The sequence below is a fragment of the Cohnella sp. LGH genome, from assembly GCF_017671885.1.
GTDB classification, from domain to species: domain Bacteria; phylum Bacillota; class Bacilli; order Paenibacillales; family Paenibacillaceae; genus Cohnella; species Cohnella phaseoli.
In genome coordinates this window covers 252,598-268,639 of record NZ_CP072117.1, presented here as the reverse complement: position 1 = coordinate 268,639, position 16,042 = coordinate 252,598, and the positions used below count along the sequence as shown (strand labels likewise).

The following is a 16,042-nucleotide window of genomic DNA, read 5'->3' as shown; positions in this document are numbered from 1 at the left end:
TAATACGGGCGCAACGCGCATGGAGAAAGGAGATCGGAAATGAGCGAAGACAACGGCGGCTTGAAATCGGGCAATCCGGTGCTGGAGGGCTGGTACGCCGATCCGGAGCCGAGAATATTCGACGGGAAGTATTGGATCTATCCGACCTGCTCGGCCCCATATGACGAGCAAACTCGTTTCGACGCCTTCAGCTCGGACGACTTGGTTCATTGGACGAAGTCGGAGCGGATTCTGGAGATGAGCAGCGTCTCGTGGGCCAGACGGGCGATGTGGGCGCCTTCCCCGGTTGAACGGAACGGACGGTATTACTATTATTTTGCCGCCAACGACATCCAGAGCGATGCGGAATACGGCGGCATCGGCGTCGCCGTGGCAGACCAGCCCGAAGGGCCTTATCGGGATGCGCTCGGCAAGCCGCTGATCGACCGTTTCGTGAACGGCGCACAGCCGATCGACCCGCACGCATTCATCGACGAAGACGGCTCCGCCTATTTGTATTACGGCGGCTGGGGACATTGCAATGTCGTCCGGCTTGGCGAGGATATGATCAGTCTGAATTCCTTCGAAGACGGCGAGACGTTTAAGGAAGTGACGCCGGAGCAATTTGTCGAAGGACCTTGCATGATTAAGCGCGGCGGCAAATATTACTTTATGTGGTCGGAGGGCGGCTGGGGAGAACCCGATTATTCGGTCGCCTATGCGATAGCCAAATCCCCGGCGGGACCGTTCCGCCGCGTGGGCAAAATCTTGCAGCAAGACGCCGGCGTAGCTACGAGCGCGGGGCATCATGGCGTACTGCAAATACCGGGCACGGACGAGTGGTATATCGTCTACCATCGGCGCCCGCTGTCGCGTACTGATCGCAATCATCGCGTCGTGTGTATCGACCGAATGAAGTTTGCCGCTGACGGAAGCATCGAGCCGGTGCAGATGACGTTCGAAGGCGTTGCCGCAAGGCCCACCTCGGGCTGGCCAGCCGAGTAACCGCGCTATGCCCGGCTGGAGAAGCAGCATTTGGTCATTTCTGAGGAGAAAATCCATGAGCCGTGCCGTCGCAGCGCCTCCGCTGCAGCTTGCCCCGATGACCGAACGGGACGGGCAGGCGATATGCACGTGGCGCTACCCCGAACCTTACCACCTGTTTAAGTGGCCCGACTGGGACGATATGGTCAGGGAAGAAAAAGAATTTGCAGACCCGGAGCTGCGTCGCCTTCAATACTTGGCCGTTAGGAACGCTGCCGACGATTCGCTCGTCGGATACGTCCAGCTGTTCCCGATGGAGCGCACGATTCGGCTCGGAATGGGCTTGCGCCCCGACTGCTGCGACCGAGGCTGGGGAGCTCATCTGACCAGGCTGGTCGTGCAGGAGGCCTTCCGCAGGCAGCCCGAAGCGGAAATCGACCTGGAAGTAGAGCAGTGGAATCGCCGCGCGATCCGGGCTTATGAGAAGGCGGGCTTCGTCGTGACCGATCAATACGAACGGAGAGCTTCACACGGAATCGTCCGGGTGAATTGCATGGTATGGCAAGGAATGGCATAACGGCCAAGCCCCCTTTCATAGAACTATAGGGAACAACAAGAATGAGTTTGCTCCTGTCAGGCAGTTTCACCAGCATGGCGTTGCCGCTCGGTTTCTCCGTCGGGAAACGAGAGACAACACTATGGGCGTAAAACCCCTATTTAAGGAGGCTGTAACTGAATGAAGGCGCTAAACGTCATTAGTCTGATCCTTGTCATCTTGGGAGGGTTGAACTGGCTTTCGGTCGGCTTGTTCGAGTACGACGTCGTCAGCGAAATCTTCGGAGGCGCGGCGGAGGTAGGCTCGAAAATCGTGTACATCATCGTCGGCATCGCCGCGCTGTACGCGATCGCCCTTCTTCCGAAGGTCGCCAAAGACAACTAGAGCGGAGCGCATGAGGCTGCGGCATCCCCCAATGGCACATTGCCAGGGGAGGCCGCAGCCTCTTTGCCGCGCCGGCCGATTTTCTCCCTCGTTTCCTTATTTCTCCGCGCCCTCCCGACTTTCTCTTCCCCTTGCCAGAGCTTGTCCTTGCGACGAATTTGCGAAAATACGGGTTCCCCTCTAAAGCTTTCGCCTTAATCTGTCGATAAACCTATTATAGTGTCGCCTGATGCGGCAGCATTGACTTATGTACATAATATTCTTTCATATATCGGGGTGTATGATGAAAAATTCAATCTTTATTGGTCTCGGTCTAGGCTTAGTCGCACTTGTGTTAGGGATGTATCTGAAAGGCGCTCCGATTATCAACCTGGTCAACAACCCTGCCGCCTACATTATTATTCTCGTCGGAACCGTCGCCTCCGTCTGCGTTGCTTTCCCGATGTCGGATCTCGCCAAGGTGCCGAAGCTGTTTAAGCTGATTTTCTCCGAGCCCAAGCTAATCCCTCGCGAGAGAGTCATCGCTATGTTTACGGATTGGGCGACAACGACGCGCCGCGAAGGCTTGCTTGCTCTTGAAGCCCGCGTCGACGAAATTGAAGATCAATTTCTGAAAAACGGCATGCGCATGATCATCGACGGCAACGAGCAGGATTTTGTAAGGGACGTTCTGCTTGAGGATATCTCCGCTACGGAAGAGCGCCATCGCGCCGGCGCGCAAATCTTCTCACAGGCGGGTATGTACGCTCCTACGCTAGGGGTGCTTGGCGCCGTTATCGGACTGATTGCCGCGCTGGGCAATCTGGCGGATATGAACGCGCTAGCGCACGCTATCGCCGCCGCCTTCATCGCGACTCTCCTCGGTATTTTCACAGGATACGTGCTCTGGCACCCGATGTCCAACCGGCTGAAGCGTCTGTCCAAACGCGAGATCGATCTCAAGCTGATGATGGTCGAAGGACTTCTGTCGATTCAATCCGGCGTGTCCACGATTGCGATTCAACAGAAGCTGCTTGTATTCCTTACTCCTAAGGAGCGTCTGGCGTTCGCTGAGAAGGAGGACGAGCCGAATGAGCAAAAAACGGCATGAACATCATGAGGAGCATGCGGACGAATCTTGGCTGCTCCCTTATTCCGATCTGATGACGCTGCTGCTGGCGCTGTTCATCGTTCTATATGCGTCCAGCTCGGTCAACATCTCCAAGCTGGAAGCATTGAGTCAGGCGTTCAAATCGGCGCTTAGCTCCGGCCTCGGCGTTCTGGACGGCGGCTCCGTTACAGATGACAGTATGCAGAGGCGCCTCACAGATGATACGCAAAACCGCTCCAACGACGGCCGGAAGAACAAAAGCCGTGCTGTTCTGCAACAGGAAGAACAAGAAAACTTGGAAAAGCTGAAGGAAAATCTCGATCAATATATCGCGAAGAACGGTTTGTCCACACAGCTTGAGACGCAGCTGAATCAATCGCAGCTGCTGATCACGATCCGGGATAATGCCCTGTTCGCTTCCGGCAGCGCCACCATTAAGCCTGATTCGCAGAAGCTGGCCGCAGCGATTGGAACGATGCTTGAACAATACCCGGATTACGAGGTTCAGGTGAAGGGACATACCGACAACCAGCCGATCAATACCGCCGAGTTTCCGTCCAACTATGAGCTCAGCTCCAAACGGGCCATCAACTTCATGAAAATTTTGCTCCAGAACGAAGCCTTCGATCCGAAGCAGTTCAGCGCAACCGGCTACGCAGAATTCCACCCGCTTAAGAGCAACGCCACTGAAGCCGGCAGAGCCGTAAACCGTAGAGTCGAGGTTTCCATTCTGCGCCACTACACAGAGCCGATGACAGAAGATCAGAAGATCTCGGTAGCGGCCAACGCGAACGGTACGCAGCAAAGCGCTTCTCAATAATCTTCGTCTATTCTCAAGGAACGTCCGGGGTATCCTCCTCGCGGCGTTCTTTTTGCTCTTGCGTTCGACGGCTGTTTTCCCATTGGCGGAGTAGAGCGGCCAGCTCCTCCCAAGTCACCTTGCGATCGGGGTGCGGCGCCGGAACGGGCAGCAGCTGCCGATGCAGAAGCCACTTCATCTGCTCGCTGACGAAGGACGACCAGTCTACCGTGCCGGTTTTCCGCACTGCCGTACGGACGGACGGCGTAAACTCCTGCCGATAGACCGGCAGCTTCGGAGGAACGCCTTGGCCGTCCCATTCCAGCACTCCGCGCCACATGGCCACAACGTATCGGCCATACCCGACATTCCCGGAATGCGACCATTTGCCGCTCAGATCCTCCCAGCAGGCCGCTTTGCCTCGCCAGCCCGACCGTTCGATATGCGCAATCTGCCGGTCGTCCGCAACCTTCGCCTCCGACGGAAACGGCCGGAACGTAGCCAACGCATAGAGCATTTGCATCCGGATCTCGATCGCTTCCTCGTCCGCCCACTGCGCCCTAACCTGCGGCGCCCATTCCGGACCGGCCAACTCGGAGGTCCACCATCTCGTATCATAAGCCGCTTGACAGTAAGCTACGTCCCCGCGAATCCCGTATAGCTTTCCGAGACGAACATAGCTCTCCGACACGTCCGGCGATTGCGGATTCCTCCTTCTCGCATAAGCGAGCAAGCGATCCGCAGAGCAGACGGATTCACCCAACATGCTCAGCTTGCCTGTCGGCTCCAATTCCGAATGCTTCCGAAATACCGCATCCAGCGTTTCCATTGAGACGCCCCCCTCGATCCCGAACAGTTTGTCCGAGCTGATCCTTCTTCTTTGTATATCTATTCCGGGAAGTCGAGGATTTGAACTTATTTCCCAACCTGATACAATTATATTCAGTTATTCACACCGTTATAAACATATTCTGTGTATAACTCTGTGGGTAACTGCCTACTTATCCACAGACTTGTGCACAGCATGTTAACATCGAATGCGTGTTCGCGGAGTAAGGAGACCGATGATGAGTTTGACTGAAGACGAACGTTGGATGAAAGAAGCGATCCGGCAAGCTAAACATGCCGAATCGCTGGGAGAAGTTCCGATCGGCGCCGTTATCGTTCGCGGTGAAGAAATCGTCGGGGCAGGGTACAACCTGAGAGAACGCGATCGCGACCCGACCGCTCACGCGGAGATGATCGCTATTCGACAAGCCAGCGAACAGCTCCAAGCCTGGCGTCTGCTCGACTGCACCCTATACGTCACGCTGGAGCCTTGTCCCATGTGCGCGGGCGCTATTTTACAATCCCGCATCGAACGCGTCGTATACGGAACGACCGACCCGAAGGCCGGATGTGTGGGCACGCTTATGGATTTGCTCCAGGATTCTCGCTTTAATCATGCATCGGCCTGGACCGCTGGCGTGCTTCAAGCCGAATGCTCATCTTTGCTTACCGACTTCTTCCGGAGACTTCGCAGCCGATAAAACTGCGGATACCGCGAAGATGCCGCTCTGCTTCCGTATATTCGATTCCTCTTTGCGCAGACGCTGAAGCTGGACAATCAAGCGGTCGGCTTCCTCGCTGACCGCCAGAATCTCCGGATCGGTCAGATTGCCAATGTCGTTGGCCATTTTGCACAATCGCTTCTGCAGCTGCTCGAGGCGAGCGACTAATTCGGTTGTCTCCACGGCCGTCATCTGACCGCTCCTTTCCTCAGCCTCGATTAGGCTCTGCCAACATCATCACGAATCGTTAGGAGAATTGAACTACTTTCATTATAGGGCGAAAATATCCATTTTTTTGTAGAATGGTGTCGAGCTGGAATACACATTTTCAAACCATTTTTCGACAAAATTAGGAAGACAGAACTAGGAAAGGAGCGTTCAAGGTTGAGCCTTCGTATATTGCTCGTTGAAGACGACGATTCCTTGCATCGCGGCATTCAATTCACCTTGCAGCAAGAGGGCTTCGAGGTGGTTGGCGCGCGCAATCTGGCCGAAGCGCGGAACGCCCTGAGCCAGCATGAAATTCATCTGCTCTTGCTGGATGTGCAGTTGCCGGACGGCAACGGCTTTGACTTCTGCGAGCGAGTTCGGCAGGAGCGCGACGTTCCGATTATTTTCCTGACCGCTAGCGATCAGGAGTTCGATATCGTAAGGGGCCTGGACCTTGGCGGAGACGACTACATTACCAAGCCGTTTCGCTTGCGCGAGTTCCTCTCGCGTATTCAAGCCGTGCTGCGTCGTAGAGGACCCTCCCTTACCAGCCGAGGAGAGGACACGCTCGTCTCCGGATCTCTGACGCTCCATATCGGCGAGATGCGGCTGGACAAGCTTGGGAAGGATCTTCCGCTTAGCGTAACGGAATTTCGCCTGATGCTGTTGTTCATGACGCATCCTCGCGCCGTACTTTCCAGAGATCAGATTATTCAGCACGTGTGGCCGGACGGCGCCGAGGTGCTGGACGATAACACGGTGGCGGTTAACATCCGCAGGCTGAGGGAGAAAATCGAAGAAGACCCCCAAAATCCTCAATATATTATCACTGTACGAGGAGCCGGATACCGATGGAACGTCTAGAGCGCCGGAAAGCCGAATTTGCCAGGCAAAGGCGCAACCCCGCTATGCGAAGCCTGGTCTTGATTCTGTCTTTGCTCCTGGTTCTGTCCGTTTCTCTTTCCTTGTTCTACAGCTTCTACTCCACCAAGAAGCTCAAGCAGGTCTGGCTGAGCCGGGAAGCCGCGCTGCTGGGCAGCCTGGCCGAGCGACATCCCGAGTTGGCGGAGGAATGGTTCGACCGGTTGGCCTCTCCCGATCAGGCTTCGCCGCAGGCCGCGGAGGAAGGGCGCCGTTTGCTGGAGCGCCATGGAGTGGGTCAGACGATTGACGCGCGCTGGTTGCCGGCCCTGGAGGAGCATCGCCGCCGCACAACCTGGATTCTACTGCTCGGCAATAGCGCCCTTATCGCGATCGCCGCGGCGCTGCTTTATCGCGAATACGCTCGGCAGTCCCGGGTAATGCGCAAGCTGGCGGTATCGATGGAAGATGCGGTCAAACGCAACGAGCCAATGAGCTATCGGCTTTATGAAGAAGGAGATCTCGGACTGCTGGCCAGCGGCGCGCAAGAGCTCTCCCAACGGCTCAAGGAGACGATCGAGCAGTTGAACCGAGACAAAGCGTTCCTGAAGGAGACAGTCGCGGACATCTCCCACCAGCTCAAGACGCCGCTTGCTTCGCTCATGATCTATACCGATCTGCTGCAAGACGGTCAGCTCGACGAAACGCACACCGCCGAATTTCTCGGCCGCTGCCGCCGCGAGCTGGACCGGATGGAATGGTTGATTCTGACGCTGCTGAAGCTGGCCCGGCTGGAGGCGGATGCGCTCGAGCTTAACTCGAAGTCATCCCCGCTCGCAGAGACGGTAAAGCTAGCGGTGCAATCCGTTCATCGCCTGGCGGAGGACAAGCAGGTTCGTATCGTCATTGACGACTCCGACGCTTCACTGAGCCTGCTCCACGATGCCCATTGGATGGGAGAAGCGCTGGCTAACCTGCTTAAGAACGCTGTCGAGCACAGCCCGCCGGGAGGCGAAGTCGCTATCGGATGGGAGCAGACGCACACCTTCACGCATCTGCATGTGAAGGATCAGGGACCGGGCATTGATCCCCGGCATCTGCCGCATATTTTCAAGAAGTTTTACCGTACTTCCGGCGATGGCGGCGGAGTCGGACTAGGACTGCCGCTGGCTCGCTCGATTATCGAGAAGCACGGAGGCGTATTGTCCGCAACCGCGAATGTTCCGCAAGGCACGGCGTTTCATGTAACGCTCCCGCTCCATCCTTTTCCGTCGCTGACGGCGAAATTGTGAAGCTTACAGAACTGTAAGCAATCCCCCCTTAGGCTTGTAAGGCAGCCCCGATATACTGGGTTCATAGATGCGGAGCTATCGCGCTTTCCGCGAATCCAACTTCGGAAGGACGAAAGACATGAATGTGATTAACGTAGACGGCTTAAGCAAGAGCTACGGCAAAGGAACGACGAAAGTAGATGCGCTTAAAGAGGTTTCCTTCCAGATCAAGCAAGGAGAATTCGTAGCTGTCGTCGGAGCCAGCGGATCGGGCAAGAGCACCTTGCTGCACATGCTGGGTGGCTTGGATCAGCCTAGCGGCGGTTACGTTCATATCGACGGGGAAAACCTGTACGCGCTAAAAGAAAAAGAAAGAGCGGTGTTCCGCCGGCGCAAAATCGGGTTTATTTTTCAGGCGTACAATCTGATTCCCGTGCTGAGCGTGGAGGAGAACATTCAGCTCCCGCTGCTGCTTGACCATCGCCAGCCGGATCGGGCCTATATCAACGATCTGATTCATACGCTTGGACTGCACGAGAGACGGAAGCATCTGCCCTCCGAGCTTTCCGGGGGACAACAGCAGCGGGTTGCGATCGGAAGGGCGCTCGCTTACCGGCCGGCCATTATACTGGCCGACGAACCGACCGGCAATCTGGACTCCGCGAACGGGCGGGAAGTGATCGAACTGCTGAAGCTGGCTGTGCGTCAATATCATCAAACCGTGATTATCATTACCCACGACATGAATATCGCGGCGGAGGCCGACCGCGTCCTGAACCTTCAAGACGGCAGACTCCTGAGCGACACGCAAAGTCGCGGGAGGGACGTATGAGAAGCTATGGTGCAATGTCCAATCGATATCTAAAGCAGCAGCGCAAACGTACGATTCTGACTATTGTCGGCATCGTGCTGTCGGTCGCTCTGATCAGCGCGCTCGGGACGATGGGGCAGACGTTGAAGGACAATATGATTTCGAATACGAAATACACGGATGGGGCTTTCCACCTCGGCTACAGCAGCCCAACCCCTGAGCTGTATCAGACGCTGCAAAAGCACGTGCTCATTGATCAGTTGGGCTATTATCGTTCCGGCCAGAATAGCCCGCTGGGCGAGTCGGTAACCGTAAAAGTTGAAGAAGGGGACAGCAACGCCTTGCAGCTGCTTCCAATCCATCTGAACGAAGGGCGTCTGCCGGAAGCCTTGAACGAGTTGGCAGTCGAGAAATGGATTCTGGATCTGCTGCCCGGCAATCCCGGTCTGAACAGTACGGCCCGCTTAACCGCCCCCGACGGCATGCAGCAGGATTATGTCATCGTAGGCGTGTTAAACAATGAGAAGTCAAGCCAGGTGAACGGAAATTCCAGAGCATTCACGCTAGCAGGTCCGGACAGCAGGAAGTTCGATAAGGATACGATGCTGTTCCTCACGTTCAAAACAGGCGTGGACATCAGCAGTCAAATTCCCGAATTCGCCAAGCTGAATCCGAACATGTTCCCGAACGATACGCTGCTGGCTCTCATGGGCGAATCGGGGAACAATGGCCTGAATTCGGCGCTCGCGATCATTTTCGGAACATTGATCGGCTTAGTCGTTCTGTCCACCGTGGCCGTGATCTATAACGCCTTCCATATCGCTGTGCTGGAGCGCATTCGACAGTTCGGCCTGCTGCGCACGTTGGGCGCTTCCCCCGCGCAAATCCGCAGCCTGGTGCTGCGAGAGGCAACCGTTCTATCCACTATCGGTGTCCCGATTGGCTTGCTGATCGGATGGTTCGGGCTGTCGCTCGCATTATGGCTGATGTCGCAATTCGACATGCAGATTCTCATGATGGATACGTTTAAGCTGACGTTCCACTGGTGGATTTTTGCAGGAAGCTTCGCTATCGGCTATGTCGCCGTTTATTTGGCCGCATGGCTTCCGGCGCGCAAAGCTTCGAGCGTCTCACCGGTCGACGCCGTGAAGGGCGCGGGAAGCATCGTTCGCGAATCTTATCGGCGCTTGCGCATCCCTTCCCTGTTGAACGCAGCGGGAGTCGAGGGCAGGATGGCGTCGAACAATATTCGCCGCAACCGGACCAAATTCCGGATTACGACCTTCTCGATCGTTATCAGTATTATGCTGTTTATCGTGTTTCATTATTTTACCCAGCAAACCCTGAGTATGACGATCACGACCAATGAGAACGACCGGATCGCCTTTCAGTTGAACCGCGATATCTTCCCGGACGAGCAGGGAAAATTGCCGCCGGCCGGAGCAACGATCCCCGACGAAATGATGCAGGAGATCGCCGCATTGCCGGGCGTGGACGACGTGTACGGCGTCTATTTCAAGCTGCTGCTGTCCGCCCTCGTTCCGGAAGAGAAGCTGAATCCCGCCATCCGCAAAAAGACGGAGGCTTCCTACGAGACAGCTAAAGTTGGAGGAGAAGAGAAAAACGTCGTTCAAACCCGCGTGCTGCAGTACGATGAAGCGCGACTGAAGCAGGCGGCCAAATATTTGCAGTCGGGAACGGCCGACCCGGTCAAGCTGGCGGCTGGAGACCAGGTGCTGGTGCTGCAGACGGTCAAACCGTATCAGACCAGCGGCAAAAAAGCGATTATGGACTTGACCCGCTATCGGGTCGGCGACAAGATCGCCATTCAGACCAAACCGGCTTCAGGCTCGGCGGAGCCCGAATATCGCGAGGTGACTGTTGCCGGCATTTTGACGGAATCGCCGTTCGACGCTCCTTATCAGGGCAATATGCTGACGATTATCGGGACCAAGTCGACTTACGCCGCTCTGCTTGCAGGCGCAGCCGATCAATATCCTCCTTCCGATTATACGGCGGAACGTCGCGGTCTCGAAGTCGCGCTTAAGGATGGCGCGGACGAGGAGCCGATTCGGGCGAAGCTGCAAAGCCTTGCGCGGACGAATGCGGGAAGCAGCCTGATCGATTACGCCGAAAACCAAAGACAGACGCGTAACTTCAATGTGCAGATGCGAATTTTCGTTTACGGCTTCCTCGTCGTCATCGGCGTCATCGGCAGTCTGAACATCGTCAATACCGTCCAGACAAACCTGCTGCTGCGCCGCCGCGAAATTGGCCTCCTGCAAGCGGTAGGCATGACGATGGGGCAGATTCGGAAGATGGCCTCCGCAGAGGGGCTTTGGTTTGGAGTGATCGGCGGCTTCTGGGGCATTCTGCTCGGCGCCGGATTCTGCTACTTCCTCTATCGTCAGTTGGAGACCGTTCAAGGCTTCCCGTTCCAATTTCCTTGGGCCGCTTCGCTAATCGCATGTGCCGCCGCCCTGCTTGTCGGGCTGTTCTCGGTGCAAGGCCCGCTGAGAAAGATGGAGAAGGCGAACCTGCTCGAAGAGCTGCGCGAAGAAGTGTAGCTGCGCTTGCAACAATGAATACGGGGCTGTCCTGTAAGCAGGGTTGCTTAAGATGCTCGGTAAAAAGAAGGTGTATATCCCTCCCGTAGACCCGTAGACTGCCTCTTACGCTTCTGGAAACTACCTTGTAACGGGTTTACCCATTCAGGTTTCAGGAGCGTATAGCATCGGAGGGAGGTATATACACCTTGCACCTTTATTATCGATTATCTTTCAGAGCAATTTAACATGCTTATAGGACAGCCCCGATTCGATTTTGCCTTGGCTTAGACTTTAGCAGGCCCGCAGGATTGGCGCACGACCAGCTCCGTCGGCACGATCACTTCAGGAGGAGCAAGCTTCTCGTCGACAATGAGCTCGTCCAGAAGCTCGACCGCCCTCCTGCCGATCGTCGTCATATCCTGACGAATCGTCGTGAGCGCAGGCTGAATGTAGCCGGCCAGTTCAATATCGTCGAACCCGAGCACGGATATATCCTCCGGTACGGACAATCCTGCCTCCCTGATAGCTTCAATCGCCCCGATTGCGCTCATGTCCGAGCAGCATAGAACGGCCGTAGGCGGCTCCGGCAAAGCAAGCAGCCGCTGCATAGCGAGATAACCGGCTTCGCGGGTGAAATCGCCCACAATCCTATATTCCTCGCGGTACGAAATCCCCGCCCGAGCCAATCCCTTTTGAAAACCTGCGATTCGATGCAGATCCGCATAGGATTCTTTAATGCCGCCAATATAGGCGAGCCTGCAATGCCGCAGATCGGCCAGATAAGCGACCGCCCGCTCCATCGCCTCTCTGTTGTCCGAAGTAATGTAGCCGGCGCGTCCTTCGCGAATGTCGAGGTCAATAAACACCGCAGGGAGGCCGGATTCAATCAGTTCACCTAAATCCGCGTTTTCGTGCTGAAACCCGAAGACGACGACACCCTCCACATTGCGGCTCTGGCAATGCTGCACCAGACTGATCTCCTTGCCCAGAGACATCCGGGCCAGATAGACCAGGTCATAGCCCCTAGCCTGCAGCGCTTGCTCCATTCCCGCAAGGATGCGAGTAAAGAACGGATGCACCAATCCGGTCGTCAGGAAAATACCGATCGTCATCGAACGCCGTCCCACCAGCGAACGGGCCGCCAAATTCGGACGGAACTGCAGCTCCTTCACATATTTCAGTACTTTCTCCTTCGTCTGCTCGTTTACCGTCGTGTAGCCGTTCAATACTTTGGACACGGTCGCTACCGACACTCCCGCCGCTTTTGCCACATCCCATATGCTGGTCGCCATTTCCCGTCCCCCCGACTATTCGCCGCTTTTCTTCTTTAATGGTAACATATGGCCGACAAAGGTTTCCACCGACAACATGACGATTTGGCAATGAATCCCCGCAGCAAATCATTCTATTTCTAAGCCTAATTTGGTATACTACACTTCATAACTCGGATTAGTATGCTATAACCAAGGAGACGAATTCCATGACAGAAAATCTTATCGCACGATGGCATCGGGAAATCGAACATAAATATGGCAATCAGATCGTAGATTGGCGCAGATATTTGCATCGGCATCCGGAGCTCTCCTTCGAGGAAAAAGAGACTCCAGCCTTTATCGCCGCGGAGTTGAACAGACTCGGACTTGAAGTACGCACCGGAGTAGGCGGCGGGGGAGTGATCGGCGTGCTGCGCGGAGGCCGGCCGGGTCCGACTATCGCTCTGAGAGCCGATTTCGACGCGCTGCCGATCCAGGACGAAAAGGAAGTCGAGTATGCCTCCACCGTTCCCGGCGTCATGCATGCCTGCGGACACGATGGACATACTGCATCGTTGCTCGGCGTCGCTTCGCTGCTCAGCGAACAGCGCGACCTCCTGCACGGATCGATCGTGTTCCTCTTCCAGCATGCAGAAGAGAAACCGCCGGGCGGCGCTCAGGCGATGGTGGCCGACGGTTGCCTGGACGGCGTTGACGCCGTGTTCGGCATTCATTTGGCCTCCGAGCTGCCCGTCGGCCAGTTCGGTTTATGCGACGGCACGTTCATGGCTTCAGTAGACGCCTTCTCCATCCTTGTCGAAGGCAAGGGAGGCCACGCTGCACGACCGCATGATTCCGTCGATTCTATCGTGATCGCCTCCGGTCTCGTCGGTCAGCTGCAGCAGATCGTCAGCCGCAGAGTCAGCCCGCTTCACCCCGCCGTCGTGAGCATCGGCAAGATTCAGGGCGGGACCGCCTTTAACGTCATTGCGAGCAGAACGATGCTGGAGGGAACGGTTCGTACCTTCGACCCCGAGGTTAGAACGCTGATCGAGGAGGAAATTCGCACGATTGCCGAGGGAGCCGCTCGCTCCTCCCATGCGACGATTCGCGTCGATTACATGAACGGCTACCCGTCGCTCGTCAACCATTCCGCTGAAACCTCAATCGTAAGAGAAGCAGTCTCCAGCACGCTTCCGGAAGTTGTCATCCTTGATCTTGAGAAACGGATGGGGGCGGAAGATTTCGCTTACTACTTGCAGCATAAGCCGGGAACTTTCTTCTACGTAGGCGCAAGAGGCGAGGACGAACGGACTCACTTCCCGCATCATCATCCCCGTTTTGACATCGACGAGCGCGCGCTTGTGCTGTCGGCGAAAGCTTTCCTGAGCATCGTCGGGCGATATTTGACCGAGCGTTCGCAGCTATGAACGAAGAGGGGCTGGCTTATAAGTAGGATCGTACAAGATGATCGATCATCCTTTTGTACGACTCTATTTACTAATGAGACAGCCCCATTTGGCTAAGGTCTATCCGGAAGGCGCTTACTCCTCTAATTCGATTTCCACAAAATCAGAGTACGTTTCGTTGCCGGAATAATCGAGGATCGAGAACCCGTATAGATAGCTTCCGCTCGGCAGCACATCATAGTATAGGTCCTTGTCCTTGCCCACAATGAACGCATCTCCCTGCGTATATTCCTCATCTTCTGTTTCTTCGTCATTATCATCATAATAATAAAGCGGTATGATTTCGTCGCCGGCTGATATTTTCAGCATATTTTTATCCGGCATACCTGATTTCTCATCGATCCCGCGCCATGCGCCGAGCACCTCGAACTCATCCGACTCCACGTCGTAGTGAACGATAATATCGACTTCTTTTCCGTTCAGAATCGCCGGGATCGCATAACGAATGTAACTCTCCCCCTGACTTACCATGAACAAAGAAACGAAATTGCCGTCCCATGTCAGCCATTCTCCGGTAAAGTCATCTTGCAACAGGCCCGTCTCCCAGTCTATATTCACATAGTGGTCGTAACCCAGGTACACCGTGCGCCCTTCGGAGCCTTCCGGCAGCATGGCCACAACGCCATAAATTTGCTCAATTCGCTCCAGATCATCCGGATGGAGTTGAATTTCGTATACGTCGCTCTCATCCGACCCATATTGGAACGAGAACTCTTCTTTATTGCTGCTATCAATCGCTACGCTGCTCTTAGCCCCCGTTAATCGAGAGATATACCTGTTCAAGAAATCGCCGTAAACCTCGGAGAAGCCGATTCCGTTATACACTGAAAGATTGTTTTCAAAATTATCTTTGTCTTTGTGCGGAAAATAAATGGATAGCCCGCTCGCGTCCGGACGACCTTGACTGTTCATATTGTAGACAACTGCGTCATGAATCGCATTCTTTAAGGCCTCAGCCTTATCCGGATATTGGCCGGATACATTCTTCGCGATTGAAGCGAGATCGGCCATATCGGTAATGCCGCCGTGCGCTGTCGTGCTGCCGTAGTCTTCCGCCTTGCTGCGCCCTTCCGCAAAGCTGTAGAAACGCCTGGTATCGGCAGTGATTATGGGTCCCGCTTCCTCCACCAAAGCTTCAAGCGCTTGAACGACAGCGGGAACCTTGTCAAGGGCGGTAACCGAAAGCGTGATTGATTTTTCTTGCCCGAACACGATTGCATGCTCTTTGTAACTGTCCACGATCGCCTTGCCGAACTCTGCACCGCTAACATACGGTTCACTGGACAAGTAGCCTAACGCCCCAACGTAATCCCATCCATGACCAGGCTCAAGCTCCTGTGAGGCGATCATATATTCAGCATAAGGGCTAAGCTGGGAAGCCGTCTCCACCGTCGCCATCAGACAAGCATCGAATCCGACCAGTTCAAGCTTTTTTCCCGTTATCTCGAATGCGGCCGCCAGACCAGCTTCAATCTCGTCGAGCGTCAGCGAATCGCCATCGAACAACTCGTCCGATCCGAAGCCGAGTACGGAACCGCCTCCGTGATCCCAGAAGATCAACGAATAATTATTCGCGGGATAATTCTTTACCCCCCATGTCACGAAATCGGCCAATGTCTGTGCATCGCCCATACTCTTCGCCCCGATATCGGCCACATGGTTAAGGCCTCCTTCTTTTACCAGCCAGCGCTGATTTTGTTCGCCGCTAATTTGGGAATTTGCCCAGTTCAGCGTTCCCCCGGTTTCCACGATCACCTGAACATCGTCGCCCGAAAGCCCCTCCATCATCTCCTCCAGATCTGTGGAAGCCGCACCCGAGTATGCTTCGTACTCTTCATCCCACGTACTCTCCAGATCAGAGCCGTTCATATAAACGAGAATCGTATATCCGGGCAAATCCGTATCGATTTCCTTTTTTGCATCCGGCTTCCTCGGAACTCCCTCACTCGCTAAAGCTTCACTCGAAACAGTCCCAGTCGAAACTCCCTCTTCGGTATCATCCCCCAACAAGTAGAGCCCGCCTAACAGCAGCAAGCAAACTCCGGCTACGATATACCATTTAATCTTAGAAATAACCAACCTATCTTCCCCCATCTCGGATAACCGTTGATCTCAACTATTATAGATAGGCTTCCTCTCGTGCAGTAGTGAGCGTTGTCATCTATTCTGTCATATGACAAAATGGAATTTTGCGGAAGCGGTTAAGCAACACTTTGTCCCGCATAATCGCAATGCAAAAAAATCCTCAGAGCAGGGCTCTCGAGGATTATCCATAA

Annotated in this window: 15 protein-coding genes; 11 read left to right on the top strand and 4 right to left on the bottom strand. The window is 55.1% G+C overall.

Annotation, left to right across the window (positions count from 1 at the left end):
- Nucleotides 1–39 precede the first annotated feature (39 nt).
- The 5 genes from J4772_RS01050 (at nt 40) to J4772_RS01030 (ending at nt 3,813) form a co-directional block, all read left to right on the top strand.
- A complete protein-coding gene (locus J4772_RS01050; protein ID WP_209073799.1) occupies nt 40–984 on the top strand; it encodes a glycoside hydrolase family 43 protein in 945 nt (314 codons plus the stop codon).
- Between the two features lie 55 nt (nt 985–1,039).
- Nucleotides 1,040–1,540, top strand: coding sequence for a GNAT family N-acetyltransferase (locus J4772_RS01045; protein ID WP_209073798.1), 501 nt, complete (start codon nt 1,040–1,042; stop codon nt 1,538–1,540).
- 159 nt (nt 1,541–1,699) lie between these two features.
- The gene (locus J4772_RS01040) at nt 1,700–1,903 is read left to right on the top strand and encodes a DUF378 domain-containing protein (protein WP_116062421.1); all 204 of its coding nucleotides are present in this window, start codon (nt 1,700–1,702) and stop codon (nt 1,901–1,903) included.
- 283 nt (nt 1,904–2,186) lie between these two features.
- A complete protein-coding gene (gene motA, locus J4772_RS01035; protein WP_116062422.1) occupies nt 2,187–2,993 on the top strand; it encodes a flagellar motor stator protein MotA in 807 nt (268 codons plus the stop codon).
- Complete coding sequence (locus J4772_RS01030; protein WP_116062423.1) at nt 2,974–3,813, top strand: flagellar motor protein MotB; 840 nt, start codon at nt 2,974–2,976, stop codon at nt 3,811–3,813. Before motA ends, J4772_RS01030 begins: the two co-directional genes overlap by 20 nt.
- Nucleotides 3,814–3,826: 13 nt before the next feature.
- Here J4772_RS01030 and J4772_RS01025 read toward each other — a convergent pair whose 3' ends face one another.
- On the bottom strand, nt 3,827–4,621 hold the full coding sequence (locus tag J4772_RS01025; protein WP_209073797.1) for a glucosaminidase domain-containing protein: 795 nt from the start codon (nt 4,619–4,621) through the stop codon (nt 3,827–3,829).
- A gap of 238 nt (nt 4,622–4,859) precedes the next feature.
- Between J4772_RS01025 and tadA the strand changes: the two genes are divergently transcribed.
- Complete coding sequence (gene tadA, locus J4772_RS01020; protein ID WP_116062425.1) at nt 4,860–5,321, top strand: tRNA adenosine(34) deaminase TadA; 462 nt, start codon at nt 4,860–4,862, stop codon at nt 5,319–5,321.
- On the opposite strand, the gene J4772_RS01015 is transcribed toward tadA, so the two are convergent.
- Nucleotides 5,277–5,534 carry an aspartyl-phosphate phosphatase Spo0E family protein gene (locus tag J4772_RS01015; RefSeq protein WP_247740966.1) on the bottom strand — a complete coding sequence of 86 codons (258 nt, stop codon included), beginning with the start codon at nt 5,532–5,534 and terminating at the stop codon, nt 5,277–5,279. The two genes, tadA and J4772_RS01015, sit on opposite strands and share 45 nt — an antisense overlap.
- Nucleotides 5,535–5,726: 192 nt before the next feature.
- On the opposite strand from J4772_RS01015, the gene J4772_RS01010 reads away from it, so the two are divergent.
- The 4 genes from J4772_RS01010 to J4772_RS00995 all read left to right on the top strand — a co-directional run bounded on the left by J4772_RS01010 (nt 5,727) and on the right by J4772_RS00995 (nt 11,062).
- Entirely contained in the window at nt 5,727–6,416 is a 690-nt protein-coding gene (locus tag J4772_RS01010) for a response regulator transcription factor (protein WP_209073796.1), read from the top strand.
- Nucleotides 6,404–7,705: a sensor histidine kinase gene (locus J4772_RS01005; protein ID WP_209073795.1), complete on the top strand. Its 1,302-nt coding sequence runs from the start codon at nt 6,404–6,406 to the stop codon at nt 7,703–7,705. Before J4772_RS01010 ends, J4772_RS01005 begins: the two co-directional genes overlap by 13 nt.
- A gap of 118 nt (nt 7,706–7,823) precedes the next feature.
- On the top strand, nt 7,824–8,516 hold the full coding sequence (locus J4772_RS01000) for an ABC transporter ATP-binding protein (protein ID WP_116062457.1): 693 nt from the start codon (nt 7,824–7,826) through the stop codon (nt 8,514–8,516).
- Nucleotides 8,513–11,062: an ABC transporter permease gene (locus J4772_RS00995; protein ID WP_209073794.1), complete on the top strand. Its 2,550-nt coding sequence runs from the start codon at nt 8,513–8,515 to the stop codon at nt 11,060–11,062. Before J4772_RS01000 ends, J4772_RS00995 begins: the two co-directional genes overlap by 4 nt.
- Before the next feature lie 266 nt (nt 11,063–11,328).
- Here the strand turns inward: J4772_RS00995 and J4772_RS00990 are convergent, their stop codons facing one another.
- A complete protein-coding gene (locus J4772_RS00990) occupies nt 11,329–12,336 on the bottom strand; it encodes a LacI family DNA-binding transcriptional regulator (RefSeq protein ID WP_209073793.1) in 1,008 nt (335 codons plus the stop codon).
- A gap of 188 nt (nt 12,337–12,524) precedes the next feature.
- Here J4772_RS00990 and J4772_RS00985 point away from each other — a divergent pair, with 188 nt between their 5' ends.
- Complete coding sequence (locus J4772_RS00985; RefSeq protein WP_209073792.1) at nt 12,525–13,727, top strand: amidohydrolase; 1,203 nt, start codon at nt 12,525–12,527, stop codon at nt 13,725–13,727.
- A gap of 114 nt (nt 13,728–13,841) precedes the next feature.
- Here the strand turns inward: J4772_RS00985 and J4772_RS00980 are convergent, their stop codons facing one another.
- Nucleotides 13,842–15,845 (bottom strand): clostripain-related cysteine peptidase, encoded by a 2,004-nt coding sequence (locus J4772_RS00980; RefSeq protein WP_209073791.1) that lies wholly within the window; start codon nt 15,843–15,845, stop codon nt 13,842–13,844.
- Nucleotides 15,846–16,042 lie beyond the last annotated feature (197 nt).